The following is a 14,659-nucleotide window of genomic DNA, read 5'->3' on the forward strand; positions in this document are numbered from 1 at the left end:
CGCACCGGTCGAAGAGAGGCGAAGCCCTGTATGACATATTGTGTCGGAATGATGATCGACAAGGGGATCGTCCTGATGGGCGACACCCGCACCAATTCGGGGGTCGACAACATTTCCGTCTTCCGAAAGATGTTCCACTGGCAGGTGCCGGGGGAGCGAATGCTGGCGGTGATGACCGCCGGCAATCTGGCAACCACGCAAGCGGTGGTCAGCCAGCTGGAAGAGCGCACGAAAACGCCTGACGATCGAAGCAATTCGCTGCTCCAGCTCCCCACCATGTTCATGGTCGCGACCGAGATTGGCAAGCTTCTGCGCGCAACCGTGCAGGAACGGCAGGATGCCAATGGCGTTCGCGGCAAGGGCCGGTTCACCGCCTCGATCATCCTCGCCGGACAGATTGCGGGAATGGAGCCGCGCCTGTTCCACATCTATCCCGAAGGCAATTTCATCGAGGCGGGTCTCGAGACGCCGTTCTTCCAGATAGGCGAGACGAAATACGGCCGGCCGATCATCCTTCGCGGATACGACCGCGAGATGAGCTTCGAAGATGCGGTGAAGCTCCTGATGGTATCTTTCGATTCCACGCTGAAGGCCAATCTGTCCGTCGGCCTGCCCCTCGACCTGATGGTGATCGAGCGTGACAAATACGAACCCACGCACGAACGGCGCATTACGGCGGACGACCCGTATTTCGAAGCGATTTCATCGAGATGGGGCGATGCGCTGAGGGAAGCCTTTCACTCGCTACCCGACTATACTTTTTACAATAAGTAATTCCCCTTGGGCGGTGCGCCCCTACGCGCAACTATCTAGAGATACTTCGCCAATTCGGACCTTTTCCGATCCGGGAAATGCGCGGAATATCGTGATTTGTCGAGCAATCACAGCCATCTAGTTCGGCCATGGTGCTAATACGAATTGGCAAGTCTGACCGATCCGCGATGATGGCCGCTATGGAAAAACGGCTAATACTTCACTGCGTCGATGCCGACGTCCGGGTCCGGGCAGAACTCGCCCGCACCGGTTTCGCCCTGGGCCACCATGCGGAGGTCTACAGCTCCATCTCGGAACTTTGCGAGCGGCCACCGCGCGAAGGCCTGCTGGTCGTGCGGGACAATCCACGAGACGGTGGTTTCATCGCCGCGTCCGAAACCCTCGTCATGAACGGCGTCTGGTTGCCGGCTATCGCCACGGATCTTGCGCCTTCGACTGGGCGGATCGTCTCTGCGATGAAGGCCGGCGCGCTCGATTACCTGCCCTTGCCGATCGATCGCCAGCGCCTTGGTGCGACGCTCGACCGGCTGGGCGGGGAGGTGCAGCGCGAATCCGCGCTCAGGAGACGCAAGGTCGAGGCGAGGGGGCGCATTTCGCAGCTTTCCAATCGCGAGCGGGAAGTGCTCGACTGGCTTAGTGAGGGCAGCAGCAACAAGGCCATCGCACGGCAATTGTGCATCAGCCCGCGCACGGTCGAGATCCACCGGGCGAACATGATGCACAAGCTGGGTGCCCGCCACGCAGCGGAAGCGGTCCGGTTGCGGCTGGAAGCCCAGATCGAGCCGCCCGTCGCCTATTAGCGGCAGAACCCCCCGCCACCCGTCTCGACGTGAAAGTGATCGCGGTGGGCGGCGTTGTAGTCCGGGCCGAGGACGGTGCCGAAGCGCTTGCACGCGCTTTCCTGGATGCGGCGCAGGAACCGCCGTTCCGCTGCCGAGCCGCCGTTCCAGTGGTCGAGGACCGACACCCGCCTGCCATCCTCCAGCACGAAGGCGGCGATGTCGATCGCCTCTGCGCGCGAATGACCGGACCGGCGCGATGTGCCTGCGACGTTGCGGCAGGCGTAGCTGCCCATGGTTTCTATCCTGGCAAGGCCGCTGCCGAGATATTCGCGCGCAGCCCGGTCGACGCCGTAGCGCGCCCAGCCCGACAGGGCATTCGCCGCCGTGCACTGGACCGCCCGCACATTGGTCACCGTGAACCGGCTCCGGTCGCCCTGCAATTCGGTCAGCGACAGCCCGCCGGAGAAATAGCAGCCCGGACCGTCGCTGCGGTTGGAGATGCGCGTGAACCGGGCCCCGCTGGCGGCGAGATTGCCGAGGCATTTCCGGTCGCTGTCCGAGGTGGTGGGCACTACGCCCTGACCCGAACCGGAGCGGTCGATCGGTGGAGGAAGACGCCGCTCGCTCCTGTCCCCCTGCCTTTCCGGCAGGACCTGGCAGCCCGAGGCGACCAAGGAGAGCGCGGCAAGCGCTACGAGGGGAAACCGACCGTCCATCGCCCTTTAGATGAAGGCCCCGGCCTTAATGGCGGCCTAACCCCTCCCAGCGCTGCTCAACTGCCTACCCGCCGCGTCGCGTTCGAGACCAGCCAGATGGCGAGGCTCGATGCGATGAAGCCCGGTATGATTTCGTAGACGCCCGGTCCGCCGAGGAACGCGCCGTTCCAGCCGAGCGCAATCCACGCCATCACCACGCCTGCGCCCGTCACGAGGCCGGCCACCGCGCCCGCGCCGGTCATCCGTTTCCAAGTGAGGGCGAACAGGATCAGCGGCCCGAACGCCGCGCCGAAGCCTGCCCATGCGTTGGCCACCAGCCCCAGGACTTCGCTTTCCGGATCGGCGGCAATCGCGATGGCCGCCAGCGCCACCAGCAGAACGGCGATGCGGCCGACATTCACCGCCTCGCGCTCGCTGGCTTCCTTGCGCAGGAACAGGCGGTAGAAGTCTTCCGTCAGCGAGCTGGAGCTGACCAGCAATTGCGAGCTGATTGTGCTCATGATCGCGGCCAGCAGCGCGGCCAGCAGGAAGCCGGTAACGAGCGGGTGAAACAGCAGGGTCGCCAGGACGATGAAGGTCGTTTCCGGGTCCTCCACCACGACACCGTTCGCCTCGGCATAGGCGCGGCCTGCAATGCCGACGCCGATGGCCCCGATCAGGGCGACCAGCATCCACGACAGGCCGATATTGCGCGCCACCTTCACATCGGCGACGCTGCGCACCGCCATGAAGCGCACGATGATATGCGGCTGCCCGAAATAGCCGAGGCCCCATGTCACCGCGCTGAGCCAGCCGATCAGGGTCAGGCCGCTGAACAGGTTCAGGTAATTCGCATTGCCTGCCGCGCGCGCCGCCTCTGCCGCCAGTGCAAGGTCGGTTCCGCCCGTCAGCACGACCAGCGGCATGATGACGAGCGCAACCACCATGATGCAGCCCTGCACGAAATCGGTCAGGCTGACGGCCAGAAAACCGCCGATCATGGTGTAGGCGAGGACGACGCCCGCCGTGATCCAGATGCCCAGCATGTAATCGCTCATGCCTGCATCGGGCAGCAAACCGGCAAAGGCGGTCTCGAACAATTTGCCCCCGCCGACGAGGCCGGCGGCGGTGTAAACCGTGAAGAACAGCACGATGATGATGGCCGATACCACGCGTAGCGCGATCGCCTTGTCCGGGAAGCGGTTGGCGAGGAACTGCGGGATGGTCAGCGCATTGCCCAGTTCCTCCGTCTGCTGGCGCAGGCGGGGGGCGACGATGATCCAGTTGGCGACCGCGCCGGCGAACAGGCCGATGCCGATCCATGCCTCCACGAGGCCCGCGGCGTAGAGCGCACCCGGCAGGCCCAGCAGCAGCCAGCCCGACATGTCGCTTGCCCCGGCGCTCAGCGCGGCGACCGCAGGGTGCAGGTTGCGTCCGCCCAGCAGGTATCCCTCGCTGTCCTCCGTCGATTTGCGCCAGGCATAGAGCCCGATGCCCAGCATAAGGATGAAATAGGCGGCAAGTGAAATGAGTGTTCCGGTCTGCATGTGGCCGCGCGCTACCAAAAAGACCGCGTCATGGCCACCGGAGCGGGGCCGAGGGCGACGGGGATCGCTTCTGCGAGCGCATGGCGGCCGGTGCGAAGTTGACAAAGGCGACACTGCAAAATCGCGATGTGGCGCTTCAAGTGCCTGACATGGCGATGAAAACCGCTTTCTGGCGAAGTTGACACATCGCGTGGGAGAAAAGGAAAGCGCGCCTCGTCCATGGCCACTTCATGGCAGGTGAAGTCGGTGTAGGAAAATTGTTTCGTCGCCCTCTGCGCCCCCTGTCCGCCGGCGCCCGGCTGCGTTAGGCAGGCGGCCATGGACCTTTCCCCGACCCTGCTGACCGCTGCGATGGCCGTGGCCTTCTCGCTGGTTCACCTCTTCGTCGGACGGCTGCGCTTCCTCGACGTGGAGCCGCGCAGCGCCTGGCTCAGCTTCGCCGGCGGTGTGGCCGTGGGCTACGTCTTCCTGCACATCCTGCCCGAACTTGCAGCCCACGGCGCGACCTTCACGCAGGCGACCGGCGTTTCCACGAAGCTTGCGGAAAGCATGGTCTATACGCTGGCATTGGCAGGGCTGGTGCTGTTCTACGGGCTGGAGAGGGCCATTGTCGTCAGCCGGGACGAGCGGCGATCGCAGGAGGGGCGCGACCGGCCGGAACACGGCATATTCTGGCTGCATATCGCGGCCAGCAGCACGCTGATCTTCGTCGTCGCCTATCTCCTCAACCACCGGGAGGACCCGACACTGGCCGGGCTGGCGCTGTTCTTCGGCGCGCTGCTGCTGCATTTCGTGACAGCCGATTTCGGGGCGAGGGCCGACCATCCCGAACTTTACGACCGGCGCGGGCGCTGGGTGCTGGTGGCCGCCACGCTGGGCGGCTGGGTGACGGGCCTGTTCCTCGAACTGCCCGAACTCGCGATCGGATGCCTGTTCGCCTTTGTCGGCGGGGCGATCATCCTGGTGGTGATGAAAGAAGAGCTGCCGGAGGAAGCGGCCAGCCGCTTCCTGCCGTTCCTGGGCGGCGCTGCCCTTTATTCGGCGCTGGTCCTTTCGGAAGTCTACCTGGTGCGCTGAGCACGCCCCCCTGTGGACGGCGCCGACCCGCGCCGGACCCATTCCAACGCCGGTCCGTTGCGACAGGGAACACCCCATCAAGGAGATTTCCCGCATGAACCGTTTCACCGGCAAGACCGTCATCGTAACAGGCTCGTCCTCCGGCATCGGAGAGGCGACTGCGCGCCGCTTCGCCGCGGAAGGCGCGAATGTCGTTCTCAATTCCCGCAGCCGCGACGACCTGGAAAAGGTCGCGAAGGACCTGGACGAGGACCGCACCCTGATCATGGAGGGGAGCATTTCCGATCCCGACATGGCAGAGGCTATCATCGCCCGCACGATCGAGCATTTCGGCCAGCTCGACGTGCTTGTGAACAATGCCGGCGTGGCCGCCGCGGGCATGATGCGCAAGGCCAGCAATGACGACATCGACAAGGTGATCGACATCAATGTGAAGGGCACGATGTATATGTGCCGCGCGGCCATTCCCGAACTGGCGAAGACCAAAGGGTCCATCGTCAACACATCCAGCGTGTCGGGGCTGGGCGGCGACTGGTCGATGCCGATCTACAACGCGTCGAAGGGTGCGGTATCGAACCTGACCAGGGCGCTGGCGCTGCAGCTGGGCAACAAGAAGATCCGCGTCAACGCCGTGTGCCCTTCCTTCACCCGGTCGGAGATGACCGATGGTATGGGCGACAATGACGACCTGATGGAAGCGTTCAACCGCCGGATGCCGCTGGGCGCTCCGGCAGAAGCGGACGATATCGCCGGGCCCATCCTGTTCCTCGCCAGCGACGATGCGCGCATGGTGACGGGCGTGAACCTGCCGGTCGATGGCGGGGTCAATGCCAGCAATGGCCAGCCCAACTTCCTCGCTTTCAAGTGAGCGAAATGGGGACCGGGGGTGTTGCCAACCGCGTGCTGAAGGACAGCAAGCGGGCCTCCGGTAGCCTACAAATCTAGGAGAGCCGGCGGCGGCGATTTCAGGATGATGGGCTCGGCTGGCGGACCATTCGAACGGAAACCGCTGGGCGAAGGGGGGGATTGCGCACGCGCAGAACTGGTTGGACGCGGGGAAGTCTGCGTGGATCGCGATGAAGTGGGAGCGGTGGTCCTTCGCCCGGGGACCGGGTCGTTCTGGGAATCCTCCAACGCAGTGTCTGCCCTGTCGCGAAAACGATCATCCGCAAACCCGCCGTCTTCGTCCGGCCCGTAAAAATCGTCGAGCAGTGCATTGCTTGTGTCCGGCTGACGATAATTGAGCCGCCCCGTTCGGGAGTCTGGATCTTGCGCCCGGGCAGAGGCATCGGCGCTGACCTTTTTCGACGATGTGAACGACACATCGTCGGACGCGGCTATGGTTGACACAGTCGAATTCTCGCCGGCAATCAACATGGCGGCCAGAGCGATAATGGCGACGAAGGACAACCAGTATTTCGGATTCATCGAAACCCCTTCTTTCCGATCAGGACGCCGAATAGGTGTCGCATGTGCGCACGGGCAGTCCGGGGGACGGATAGACGCCAGACAGGTCACGTGTGCCGCGTACGTTGAATGCGGAATGGGTGCGGATATATTCCTTCGACAGGAAACGGGTCGCCAGTTCCAGGTCGATCAGGGGTTCGTATTCGTAGATGATCTCCACGAAGATCACCGCCTGGTTGGGCGAGGCGGTGATTTCCTGACCCGTCTTGCCCATGCCGGCAAAGGCGGTACCGCTCGAGCCGGTGCCTTCCGGTCCGTAGGCGGAATCGACCTCCAGCTCGCCCATGCAGCGTTGCCAGTGGATCCACTGGCCGCCATCGCTGTTCTGTTCCAGGCTGCTGATGATGACACGGGCGTTTTCGAAAAGCTCGATCTCCGCGCCCGCCTGCAGATCCACGCCCAGAAGGATATCGTTGATGTCGGCTTCGTAGATTTTCTGCGCGTTGAGAGCGTCCCGGTCACCGATGCGCGAACCGTTGTCGGCAATATGCATGGCCGCCTGGCTGACGCGCAAATTGGTTATCGCATAATTGGACAGTTCGATCCCGCTCACGCCCACCAGCGCCAGGATTGGCGCGAGCATCGCGAATTCGACCATGGCAAGGCCGGATGCATCGCGCAGGCCCAGCCGGATGTTCCGGCCCATGATGGAAAGGCGTTCGGACAATCTCATGTGCAATTGCCCAGCACGACGGGGCGTTCCTGCTGTCCGTCATAGGGTTGGTTGCGCAGGACAGTCGACGCGGTCACGGAGATTTTCTTGGGCACGTTGATGAACGTGTCGAGCGGAAACATCCGGTCGTATTGCGCGGTTACGGTATAGAGCACCGCATCCCGCGCACCGCCAAGCCCGCTCTTGCCGCGATCGGCATCCCAGGTCCCGTTATCGTTGACATCGTCGAACTGCTCACCGTTGTCGCAAACGCCGTTGCCGTTGGTATCGATGTAATCCTCGGGCTTTTGGACATTGGCAAATGTCGCGTAATTCTTGCGCTCGAAATCGATTTTCGCGTCCGGCACGATGAGCTTGATGTCCTGCCTGACGGCAGCGTCGAGAGCATCGGTCGTGGTGATCGTCGGTTCGAGTGTCGATTTGCGGGCCGATTGCTGCAGGGCGCCTTGCATCACGGTCTTGGCATAGATCTGGAAACCGAAATCGAACAGGCCGACCAGCATAAGGCAAAGGATCGGTGCAACGAAGCCGAACTCCGTCAGCGTCGCGCCGGTTTCGTCGTTCGCCAGCCTGCGCAGACCGGACCCGTATGCGTGAGCAAACCTGCGCGTCATTCGACCAGCCTCAGCTCCGCGATGCTTGTTGCGATCGTGCGGAAACGTGTGATCAGCGTGGTCTGGTTGTCGGCCGTCATTGCACGGCTCTCGTCGCTCGCGCAGCCGCGGGTGTGATTGTTCAGGGGGTTGTTGAACGAGACGGTCCAGATCGTGATGCCCTTGTTCTTGGCCTGTTCGCAAATAGCATCGAGGCGAGCATTGTGGATTGCAGCGATACCGTCCCAATCGTCACGCCATTTTGCCGTACCGTCTTTGAACCCGGCGAGATGACCATCCATGTCCGGGTTGCCATAGGCGTTCTGCCAGTAAGGGCCTGGCGACATCGCGCCGTCTGTCATGAAGATCATGTGGCGGATAATCGGATCGCCGTTGGGGGCAGTCCTGTTGGTGCTGGAGAATATGCCGTCGGGAGAGAGCAGGCGTGCACCCCACAGAACGCCGAGATCGTGCATCGTACTGCCGCCGGCGGTCAGCGCATTGATGCGGTTTTCGAACACCGTGTTGCGATCGGTGCCGCTCAACTTGTATTCGGATAGCGCGTACGCACGAGGCGGGCAGACATTGTCCCTGCGCTGCCAACTGCTTGGCACCGCCTTCGAATTGGTCGTGGTTACCGGGTCCTTCTGGTTCCGGTCTTCCGTGATCGCGTTCCAGAGCGGCCGCCACTGAGTATTCTTATTGGCTGAATCAGGGACGAGGTCGATGTCCAGATCATAGGCACCCGCCGGGATCGGATCGAAGTCCGTCGTCGCGACGGTCGTCGCTTCTTCGATACATCCGTCCCAGGTCTGGGGGGGGAATGTATTCCTGAACCGGAAAGGCGTTCCGTCAGCCTTCATAACTTGCGTTACGGTTTCGAATTTCTTGAAAGACGACGTGTCGAGGGTAGTTTCCGCGAAGGTGTAATCCTTGAAACGGGTCTCGTAAGTCGGGGGAACCGCAGGCTTCCCGGGTTTGGCAGGAGAACCTTCGATAACCCTGTACTTGCGCACGCGCGCTTCGCAGGCGCCGTAATATCGCCCGTATCCGTCGCGAAAATAGTTCCGGTAGTAATCGTCGTCGCTGATGACCCACTTCTCGCCATTGACCGTATAGGTCCCGTCATAGGCGTTGCAGGCAGCCGAGCCGTAAGTCGAATGGTTGGGGTCGTTCGACCAAGCGTAATCGAACAAGGTCGAACTGCCGAGATTCCCCTTGTCGCGCGTTACCAGTTCGCGCTGATCGGAATAGAGTTCTTCCCTGTCGGGGGTCGCAGGCTCACCCGGCACGGCAGGCGACCCCGGGTCGGTCATCACGGTTTCGAAATTGGCTTCGCGCGTCTGGTATTGGTGCGTATCGGCCAGATAATCTGCGTTGAGATCGTTCAGGATATTCCCGACATTCATGTTGGAATTGTACGGAACGATTGCGATGCGCACGCGAGCATCGGCAGGGGCCACGGCCATGATCTCGTCATAGAACGCAAATACGGCGGACTTGAGCGCGTCGATCTGACTTACGCCTTCGTTCAGATCGTTCATCGACCCCGACATGTCGAGAACCAGCGAAATATCGATATTGGGCAGGTTGAGGTCGGCGCTGCAATCGACGTCCAGCTCGATGTTATCGAACCCGAATACCTTCATCAGCGTCACGGGGACGCTCGTCTGTGCCGTGCCGTCAAGCCGGGTACCGCTGGCGTGAGACAATTCGTAGGTCGTCGTCCCCGTTCCGTACATTCCCTGCGTGAAATTGACCTCAAAGAAATTGTCAGCAAGATCCTCGATCTCGGTAGGGATCACGCCGCCGGTAATACTGTCACCGGCCAGCTTCTTGCGCGCTGCCAACGTCGCCGCATCGCATGCCTGCTGAAGACGCGACTGGGCCAGATACATCCGGCTGGCGTCCACGCCGCCCCCGATCACGCCGATGATCGGCAGAATGGCAGCCGCTCCGATAGCCAGCGTATTCGCGCGCTTGTCACGCACGAGCGAACGCAACAGCGCATTCGAACGCCGCGACGCTTTCGCCCCGTCTGCCCCTGTCCGGTCCCTGCTCATGACCAGGTGATTTAGGGACGAAACCTTACCAAAAAGTGTGCCGTCTGCGCGCGATCAGTTGCCCGATGCGCGCTTTGCCTTCTTGCGCTCGTGCGGGTCGAGGATCGCCTTACGGAGGCGGATGCTCTGCGGGGTGACTTCGACCATCTCGTCGTCGTCGATATAGGCGATGGACTGTTCCAGCGTCATGACGCGCGGGGGCGTCAGGCGGATAGCGTCGTCCTTGCCGGTGGAGCGGAAGTTGGTCAGCTGCTTCGACTTCATCGGGTTGACTTCGAGATCGTCCGGCTTGGCGTTCTCGCCGATCACCATGCCTTCGTAGATCTTCGCGCCGCCGCCGATGAACAGCTCGCCGCGATCTTCCAGCGCATTGAGCGCATAGGGGACGGCTTCACCCGGCACCATAGAGATCAGCACGCCGTTCTGGCGGCCTTCGATCGGGCCCTTGTAGACGTCGTATTTCTCGAACAGGCGGTTCATGATGCCCGTGCCGCGCGTGTCGGACAGGAATTCCCCGTGATAGCCGATCAGGCCGCGGCTGGGCGCGCTGAAGGTGATGCGGGTCTTGCCCATGCCGCTGGGGCGCATTTCGGTCAGCTCTGCCTTGCGGCGCTGCATCTTCTCCACGACCGTGCCCGAATGCTCGTCGTCCACGTCGATGACGACGGTTTCATACGGCTCCATGCGCTGACCGTTTTCCTCGCGGAACAGGACGCGCGGACGGCTGATGCCGAGTTCGAAGCCCTCGCGGCGCATCGTCTCGATCAGGACGCCCAGCTGCAATTCGCCGCGGCCCGCGACTTCGAAGCTGTCCTTGTCGTCGGCTTCCGTCACGCGGATGGCGACATTGGTTTCCGCCTCGCGGTTCAGGCGGTCGCGGATCATGCGGCTGGTAACCTTGTCGCCTTCGCGGCCCGCCAGCGGCGAATCGTTCACCGCAAAGCGCATGGCGAGGGTGGGGGGATCGATCGGCTGTGCCTCGATCGCTTCCTTCACCGACGGATCGGCGATGGTGTTCGAAACGGTCGCCTTTTCGAGGCCCGCCAGCGCGATAATGTCGCCGGCCTTCGCGCTTTCGACCGGCACGCGGTCGAGCCCGTCGAAGCTCATCAGCTTGGTCGCACGGCCCGTCTCGATCACATTGCCGTCGCGGTCGATCGCGTGGATCGGATCGTTGACATTGACCGTGCCCGACTGGACCCGGCCGGTGAGCACGCGGCCCATGAAATTGTCGCGGTCGAGCAGGGTGGCGAGGAAGCTGAACGGTCCGCTTTCGTCCAGGCCCGGGGCGGGCACGTGCTCGACGATGCGCTGGAACAGCGGTTCCAGGCTGCCTTCGCGCACGTCGTCGGTTTCGCCCGCATAACCGTCGCGGCCCGACGCGTAGAGCGTGGGGAAGTCGAGCTGTTCGTCATTGGCATCGAGGCTGACGAAGAGGTCGAACACCTCGTCCAGCACTTCCTGCGGGCGGCCGTCGGGGCGGTCGATCTTGTTGACGACCACGATAGGCTTCAGGCCCAGGGCCAGCGCCTTGCCGGTGACGAACTTGGTCTGCGGCATCGCGCCTTCCGCGCTGTCGACCAGCAGGATGACGCCGTCGACCATCGACAGGATACGCTCCACCTCGGCGCCGAAATCGGCGTGGCCGGGCGTATCGACGATGTTGATGCGCGTGCCGTTCCATTCGACGCTGGTGCATTTGGCGAGAATCGTGATCCCGCGTTCCTTTTCCAGGTCGCCGGAATCCATGGCCCGTTCCTCGACCCGCTGGTTCTCTCGGAACGTGCCGGACTGGCGGAAAAGCTGGTCGACGAGGGTGGTTTTACCGTGATCGACGTGGGCGATGATCGCCACGTTGCGAAGCGCTTGGGACATGGGTTTTCTCGTAGGGAAACGGATCAGGGGGTGCGCGCGACCGGGTGGAGGGAGCGCGCCGTGCGGGGGCCCATTACAAGCTAGGGCGGGGCAGGACAAGCTGTGCTGCACCTGCGAACGCCGCAATGTGCCTGTGTGGCCGCAATGCCACACCTGAAAAATCCCGTGACTCTGCGGCTTTGAGACTGCTTGAGCGGTTCCGCCGCACCCACTAAAGGCCACAGATGCAGCGTCTTGCGGACGAAACGGTCCGCTGTCCGGCGCTTCGTTCGGAGAGGAACCCATTGATGAAATCCATGACTACCGGCCTTGCCGGAACCGCACGCTTTGCCCTTCTGGCAGGTGCTGCTTCCATCGCCTTCCCCGCAGCCGCGCTCGCCCAGTCCCCCCAGGCTGAAGCCGATGCCGCGATCGAGGCAGGTGGTCCCGACGATGGCGACGCCTTCACCGGCATGGAAGAAACCGCCAACGAAAACGACGTGATCATCGTGACCGCGACCAAGCGTGCGACCACGCTGCAGGAAACGCCGGTCTCCGTCAGTGTCACCAGCGGCGAAACGCTGGAGCGCGCGGAAATCCGCGATCTTGGCGACCTGCAGACCGTCGCCCCGTCGCTGCGCGTTAGCCAGCTGCAGAGCGCGGCCAACACCACCTTCATCATCCGCGGCTTCGGCAACGGCGCCAACAATTTCGGCATCGAGCCGTCGGTCGGTGTCTTCATCGACGGCGTCTTCCGCTCGCGTTCGGCCTCGTCGATCAACGACCTCGCCAACGTGTCGCGGATCGAAGTCCTGCGCGGTCCGCAGAACACCCTGTTCGGCAAGAACGCCAGTGCCGGCGTCATCTCGGTCGTCACGCGCGAGCCGCAGTTCGACTTCGGCGGTTCGGTCAGCCTGACCTACGGCAATTTCGACCAGATCGTGGCCAAGGCCGACGTGACGGGCCCGCTGTCCGACTCGGTCGCCTTCTCGCTCGACGGCACCTACAACAAGCGCGACGGCTACGTGGATGTCGTGAACCTGGACGAGGACATCAACGAGCGTGACCGCTACGTCGTTCGCGGCCAGCTGCTGTTCGACAATGGCGGCCCGCTCCGCCTGCGCGCCATCGGCGACTACTCCAAGATCGACGAGCTGTGCTGCTATGCCGGCAATGTCCGCGCCGGAGCCACCACCCCGCTGCTGTTCGCAGTCGGCGGCGCGGTCGGCGTGGAAGACGTGTTCTCCGACCAGGCGTTCCTGAACGTCCTGCCGGAAAACAACATCGAGAACTACGGCGGCTCGCTGCAGGCGGATCTCGAGCTGGGCGCGCTGACGCTGACCTCGATCAGTGCCTATCGCGAACTGCGCAGCTTCAACCAGCAGGACGTAGACTTCTCCAGCGCGGACATCGTCAATGAATTCCGCGACCAGTCGGTCGACACGATCACGCAGGAACTGCGTATCGCCTCCGATTTCGACGGTCCGTTCAACTTCCTGCTCGGCGGCTTCTACTTCAACGAAGACATCACGCAGCTGAGCGGTCTGGACAACGGCCAGGCCAGCCGCACGTTCTTCGACCTGGTCGCGGGCGCCGGCACGCCGGGCACGCTGGGCTTCGTGGAAACGACGCTGGGCCTGCCGGTGGGCGGTTCCTTCGCCCCGGGTGCGACCACCCGCGAGAATTTCACGCTGGACAATGAATCGTACTCGATCTTCGGCACGGTCGACATCGAAGTCACCGATCGCCTGACGCTGACCGGCGGCTTCAACTACACCGACGACAAGAAGGACTTTGCCCTGTCGCAGCAGTCGCTCGACCCCCTGGGCCAGGTGAACTTCGTCGATGCGGTGATCGTGGGCGGCATCGCGCAGGCCCTGCAGATCCCCGTCAGCGCGGTCACGCCGACCGTCATCCAGCAGTTCGCAGCCGCATCGCCGGCCGGTTTCCAGCAGATCGCCGGTATCGCGACGACGCCGTGTTCGGCAGCCGCACCGCCCCCGGCGTGCAACCAGCTGCTGCCGCTGCAGGCGCTGCAGTTCCTGCCGCCGTTCCTGGCCCTGCCGAATGCGGTCGAAGACGGACAGACGCGTGACGACGACTGGAGCTACACCCTGCGTGCAGCCTACGAAATCTCCAACGCGTTCAACGTCTATGCGACCTACGCCACGGGCTTCAAGGCAAGCTCGGTCAACCTGTCGCGCGACAGCCGTCCGGCGGGCGTGGACTTCACGCCGGGTCCGTTCGGCAGCACGATCCTGGCACCGTCCTCGCCGATCCTCGACGCCGGCCTCGCAGTGCCGAACCTGTCGACGGGTTCGCGCTTCGCCGGTCCGGAGAAAGCCGAAGTCTACGAAATCGGCGTGAAGGCACAGATCGATCGCCTCGGCTTCAACCTCGCGCTGTTCGACCAGACGATCGAGGGCTTCCAGTCCTTCGCCTTCACCGGCACGGGCTTCGCACTGGCCAATGCCGGTTCGCAGTCGGTCAAGGGTTTCGAGTTCGATTCGACCATCAACCCGGTCGATCCGCTCGTGCTGACCTTCGCGCTGACCTATCTCGACAGCAAGTATGACAGCTTCCCCGGCTCTGCCGTGGGCGACCTCACCGGCCTGTCGGTCGCCGGTGTGCCGGAATACACGATCTCGACCTCGGCGACCTACACGCACGAGTTCGGCGCATCGGGCAACCAGCTGATCGGGCGCGTGGACTATTACCACGAGAGCGCGACGCAGATCCTCGACGGCCTGCCGGCCTTCGTCGACAGTTCGCTGGCCAATCCGGGCGCACCGGCACGGGCCATCGCGCGCGATTACCGCCGCGAGGTCAACCAGGTGAACGCGTCGCTGACGCTGGCCCTGGAAAACGGCTTCGAGCTGGGCGCCTATGTCCGCAACCTGACGAACGAGCGTTACCTGACGACGATCTTCGACGGTGTGGCACAGCAGGGCACGATCTCGGGCTATCCGAACGCGCCGCGCACCTACGGCGTCACGGCACGCTATCGTTTCTAAGGACAGGCTTTTCTCAAGGCTTGGACGGGGAAGGGGAGCTTCGGCTCCCCTTTTTCGTGCCCTCATCGCAGGTTCTCGCTGAACGCGCACCGCTGCCGGGCTGGCGCGATTTTCCCGCTT

At 63.1% G+C, this 14,659-nt stretch carries 13 protein-coding genes; 5 read left to right on the top strand and 8 right to left on the bottom strand.

Annotation, left to right across the window (positions count from 1 at the left end; genetic code table 11):
- Positions 1-30: 30 nt before the first annotated feature.
- Complete coding sequence (locus ACGHJ7_RS02095; RefSeq protein ID WP_390474208.1) at positions 31-774, top strand: peptidase; 744 nt, start codon at positions 31-33, stop codon at positions 772-774.
- A 179-nt stretch (positions 775-953) separates the two neighbouring features.
- Positions 954-1,574, top strand: coding sequence for a response regulator transcription factor (locus ACGHJ7_RS02100; RefSeq protein WP_390474210.1), 621 nt, complete (start codon positions 954-956; stop codon positions 1,572-1,574).
- Here ACGHJ7_RS02100 and ACGHJ7_RS02105 read toward each other — a convergent pair.
- From ACGHJ7_RS02105 to ACGHJ7_RS02115, 3 genes are read right to left on the bottom strand one after another with little or no spacing between them, the layout of a single operon-like run.
- Positions 1,571-2,272: an extensin family protein gene (locus ACGHJ7_RS02105; RefSeq protein ID WP_390474212.1), complete on the bottom strand. Its 702-nt coding sequence runs from the start codon at positions 2,270-2,272 to the stop codon at positions 1,571-1,573. The two genes, ACGHJ7_RS02100 and ACGHJ7_RS02105, sit on opposite strands and share 4 nt — an antisense overlap.
- A 56-nt stretch (positions 2,273-2,328) precedes the next feature.
- Entirely contained in the window at positions 2,329-3,798 is a 1,470-nt protein-coding gene (gene putP, locus ACGHJ7_RS02110; protein ID WP_390474214.1) for a sodium/proline symporter PutP, read from the bottom strand.
- Between the two features lie 11 nt (positions 3,799-3,809).
- On the bottom strand, positions 3,810-4,118 hold the full coding sequence (locus tag ACGHJ7_RS02115; RefSeq protein WP_390474216.1) for a hypothetical protein: 309 nt from the start codon (positions 4,116-4,118) through the stop codon (positions 3,810-3,812).
- On the opposite strand from ACGHJ7_RS02115, the gene ACGHJ7_RS02120 reads away from it, so the two are divergent.
- Together ACGHJ7_RS02120 and ACGHJ7_RS02125 are read left to right on the top strand one after the other, a co-directional pair.
- On the top strand, positions 4,117-4,875 hold the full coding sequence (locus tag ACGHJ7_RS02120) for a hypothetical protein (RefSeq protein ID WP_390474218.1): 759 nt from the start codon (positions 4,117-4,119) through the stop codon (positions 4,873-4,875). The genes ACGHJ7_RS02115 and ACGHJ7_RS02120 overlap by 2 nt on opposite strands.
- A 94-nt stretch (positions 4,876-4,969) precedes the next feature.
- Positions 4,970-5,743, top strand: a complete 774-nt coding sequence (locus tag ACGHJ7_RS02125) for an SDR family NAD(P)-dependent oxidoreductase (protein WP_390474220.1) — start codon at positions 4,970-4,972, stop codon at positions 5,741-5,743.
- 65 nt (positions 5,744-5,808) lie between these two features.
- Here ACGHJ7_RS02125 and ACGHJ7_RS02130 read toward each other — a convergent pair whose 3' ends face one another.
- The 5 genes from ACGHJ7_RS02130 to typA are packed head-to-tail and all read right to left on the bottom strand — an operon-like array spanning position 5,809 to position 11,546.
- Positions 5,809-6,303, bottom strand: coding sequence for a hypothetical protein (locus ACGHJ7_RS02130; RefSeq protein WP_390474222.1), 495 nt, complete (start codon positions 6,301-6,303; stop codon positions 5,809-5,811).
- Between the two features lie 19 nt (positions 6,304-6,322).
- Positions 6,323-7,015, bottom strand: a complete 693-nt coding sequence (locus ACGHJ7_RS02135) for a TadE/TadG family type IV pilus assembly protein (protein WP_390474224.1) — start codon at positions 7,013-7,015, stop codon at positions 6,323-6,325.
- On the bottom strand, positions 7,012-7,629 hold the full coding sequence (locus tag ACGHJ7_RS02140; protein WP_390474226.1) for a TadE/TadG family type IV pilus assembly protein: 618 nt from the start codon (positions 7,627-7,629) through the stop codon (positions 7,012-7,014). Before ACGHJ7_RS02140 ends, ACGHJ7_RS02135 begins: the two co-directional genes overlap by 4 nt.
- Complete coding sequence (locus ACGHJ7_RS02145) at positions 7,626-9,671, bottom strand: pilus assembly protein TadG-related protein (RefSeq protein ID WP_390474228.1); 2,046 nt, start codon at positions 9,669-9,671, stop codon at positions 7,626-7,628. Before ACGHJ7_RS02145 ends, ACGHJ7_RS02140 begins: the two co-directional genes overlap by 4 nt.
- Before the next feature lie 54 nt (positions 9,672-9,725).
- Positions 9,726-11,546: a translational GTPase TypA gene (typA, locus tag ACGHJ7_RS02150; protein WP_390474230.1), complete on the bottom strand. Its 1,821-nt coding sequence runs from the start codon at positions 11,544-11,546 to the stop codon at positions 9,726-9,728.
- A gap of 287 nt (positions 11,547-11,833) precedes the next feature.
- Here typA and ACGHJ7_RS02155 point away from each other — a divergent pair, with 287 nt between their 5' ends.
- Entirely contained in the window at positions 11,834-14,539 is a 2,706-nt protein-coding gene (locus ACGHJ7_RS02155; RefSeq protein WP_390474232.1) for a TonB-dependent receptor, read from the top strand.
- The last annotated feature ends 120 nt before the right edge of the window (positions 14,540-14,659 follow it).

The sequence above is a fragment of the Altererythrobacter sp. MTPC7 genome (assembly GCF_042851395.1).
In the GTDB taxonomy this organism is placed as follows: domain Bacteria; phylum Pseudomonadota; class Alphaproteobacteria; order Sphingomonadales; family Sphingomonadaceae; genus CAJXSN01.

Coding starts and splice junctions, on each gene's coding strand:
- ACGHJ7_RS02095 (WP_390474208.1), top strand. CDS start 31: ATGACATATTGTGTCGGAATGATGATCGACAAGGGGATCGTCCTGATG.
- ACGHJ7_RS02100 (WP_390474210.1), top strand. CDS start 954: ATGGAAAAACGGCTAATACTTCACTGCGTCGATGCCGACGTCCGGGTC.
- ACGHJ7_RS02105 (WP_390474212.1), bottom strand. CDS start 2,272: ATGGACGGTCGGTTTCCCCTCGTAGCGCTTGCCGCGCTCTCCTTGGTC.
- putP (WP_390474214.1), bottom strand. CDS start 3,798: ATGCAGACCGGAACACTCATTTCACTTGCCGCCTATTTCATCCTTATG.
- ACGHJ7_RS02120 (WP_390474218.1), top strand. CDS start 4,117: ATGGACCTTTCCCCGACCCTGCTGACCGCTGCGATGGCCGTGGCCTTC.
- ACGHJ7_RS02115 (WP_390474216.1), bottom strand. CDS start 4,118: ATGGCCGCCTGCCTAACGCAGCCGGGCGCCGGCGGACAGGGGGCGCAG.
- ACGHJ7_RS02125 (WP_390474220.1), top strand. CDS start 4,970: ATGAACCGTTTCACCGGCAAGACCGTCATCGTAACAGGCTCGTCCTCC.
- ACGHJ7_RS02130 (WP_390474222.1), bottom strand. CDS start 6,303: ATGAATCCGAAATACTGGTTGTCCTTCGTCGCCATTATCGCTCTGGCC.
- ACGHJ7_RS02135 (WP_390474224.1), bottom strand. CDS start 7,015: ATGAGATTGTCCGAACGCCTTTCCATCATGGGCCGGAACATCCGGCTG.
- ACGHJ7_RS02140 (WP_390474226.1), bottom strand. CDS start 7,629: ATGACGCGCAGGTTTGCTCACGCATACGGGTCCGGTCTGCGCAGGCTG.
- ACGHJ7_RS02145 (WP_390474228.1), bottom strand. CDS start 9,671: ATGAGCAGGGACCGGACAGGGGCAGACGGGGCGAAAGCGTCGCGGCGT.
- typA (WP_390474230.1), bottom strand. CDS start 11,546: ATGTCCCAAGCGCTTCGCAACGTGGCGATCATCGCCCACGTCGATCAC.
- ACGHJ7_RS02155 (WP_390474232.1), top strand. CDS start 11,834: ATGAAATCCATGACTACCGGCCTTGCCGGAACCGCACGCTTTGCCCTT.